Raw genomic sequence first — 1,828 nt, 5'->3', positions numbered from 1 at the left:
CGTCCTCAAACGCCGGACGGGCTGGGTATGTCAGCCCCTCCGGCGTTTGAGGAGCGGGGGTCCAGGGGGCTGGCCCCCTGGCGGGGTCTGGGGCGGAGCCCCAGAAGGATGGGACGGGTAGGGGCGGCGGGGGCGAGAACCCTGAACGCCGCAGCCGCGCGCGACCGTGCCAAAGTGTCGCATCCCCCAGGGCAACTACTACGGCTCGGACAAACGCCCCCCGGCCGTCCCGCCCCTACCGTGGGGAAAGAACGTCCAGGACACGCCAACGGAAGGGCCGGACACCCAAATGACTTCCACCCACGCCTTCTGGCTCGCCGGCCGCCAGGCCACCGGTGAGGCCACGTTCGATGTCACGTCCCCCTGGGACGGCGGTGTGGTCGGGACGGCGAGCGTGCCGACCGACGAGCAGGTGGAGGAGGCCGTCGCCGCCGCGTACGCCGTGCGGGACGAGTTCGCCGCCACCCCGGCCCACGTACGTGCCGCCGCCCTCGACCACGTGTCACGGCGACTGATCGAGCGGACCGAGGAGATCGCCCGGCTGATATCCGCCGAGAACGGCAAGCCGGTCAAGTGGGCCCGCGGCGAGGTCGGGCGGGCCGTGTCGGTGTTCCGGTTCGCGGCCGAGGAGGCCCGGCGGTTCAACGGCGGAGAGGCACAGCGGCTCGACACGGACCTCGGAGGGCAGGGACGGCTCGCCATCACCCGTCGCTTCCCCAAGGGCGTGGTGCTGGGCATCGCGCCGTTCAACTTTCCGCTGAACCTGTGCGCGCACAAGATCGCTCCGGCCATCGCGGCCGGTGTGCCGATCATTCTGAAGCCCGCGCCCGCGACCCCGCTGTCGGGTCTGCTGATCGGTGAGCTGCTGGCCGAGAGCGAGCTGCCGGCCGGGTCGTGGAGCATCCTGCCGGTCGCCAACGACCGTATGCCCGCTCTCGTGCAGGACGAGCGGCTGCCGGTCATCTCGTTCACCGGGTCCGAGAAGGTCGGGTTCGCGATCATGGACTCGGTGCCGCGCAAGCACTGCACGCTGGAGCTGGGCGGGAACGGCGCGGCCGTGGTGCTGGCCGACTACGCCAGTGACGAGGATCTGGACTGGGCCGCGACGCGTATCGCCGCCTTCTCCAACTACCAGGGCGGGCAGTCCTGCATCTCCGTGCAGCGGGTGATCGCCGATTCTTCCGTGTACGAGCGGCTGGTGCCTCGTATCGTCGCCGCCGTCGAGGCCCAGGTGACCGGTGATCCGTCCGACGACGCGACGGATGTCGGGCCGCTGGTGAGTGAGGACGCCGCCAGGCGTGTGGAGTCGTGGGTCGAGGAGGCCGCGCAGGCGGGCGCCCGTGTGCTGACCGGTGGCAAGCGGGACGGGGCCTCGTACGCGCCGACCGTTCTCGCCGATGTGCCGGCCGATGTCACGCTGTCCTGCGAGGAGGTCTTCGGTCCCGTCCTCTCGGTGCAGAAGGTGGACGGGGAGGCCGCCGCCTTCGCCGCCGTCAACGACTCCAAGTACGGCCTTCAGGCAGGGGTGTTCACCCATGACCTGCAGACCGCTTTCCGGGCGCACCGGGCGCTGGAGGTCGGTGGCGTGGTCATCGGGGACGTGCCCTCGTACCGCGCCGATCAGATGCCGTACGGCGGTGTGAAGCAGTCCGGGGTCGGGCGTGAGGGTGTGAAGTTCGCGATGGACGACTACACGTACGAGCGGGTGATGGTGCTGACGGGGCTCACCCTCTAGTCGGGTGACCGGCTCACCCTCCAGTCGGCCCTTGTCCTCTGGTCAGCTCTGACGGAGGGGCCCGGCACCGGTGCCCTCCGGTGCCGGGCCCCT

The 1,828-nt window shown here is 70.7% G+C and carries 1 protein-coding gene; it reads left to right on the top strand.

Annotated features, from left to right (window positions below; genetic code table 11):
* Positions 1 to 289 precede the first annotated feature (289 nt).
* Entirely contained in the window at positions 290 to 1,735 is a 1,446-nt protein-coding gene (locus tag FGD71_RS35050) for an aldehyde dehydrogenase family protein (protein WP_119104600.1), read from the top strand.
* Positions 1,736 to 1,828 lie beyond the last annotated feature (93 nt).

The organism is Streptomyces sporangiiformans (assembly GCF_005768555.2).
GTDB classification, from domain to species: Bacteria; Actinomycetota; Actinomycetes; order Streptomycetales; family Streptomycetaceae; genus Streptomyces; species Streptomyces sporangiiformans.
This window is presented reverse-complemented; position numbering and strand designations above follow the sequence as displayed.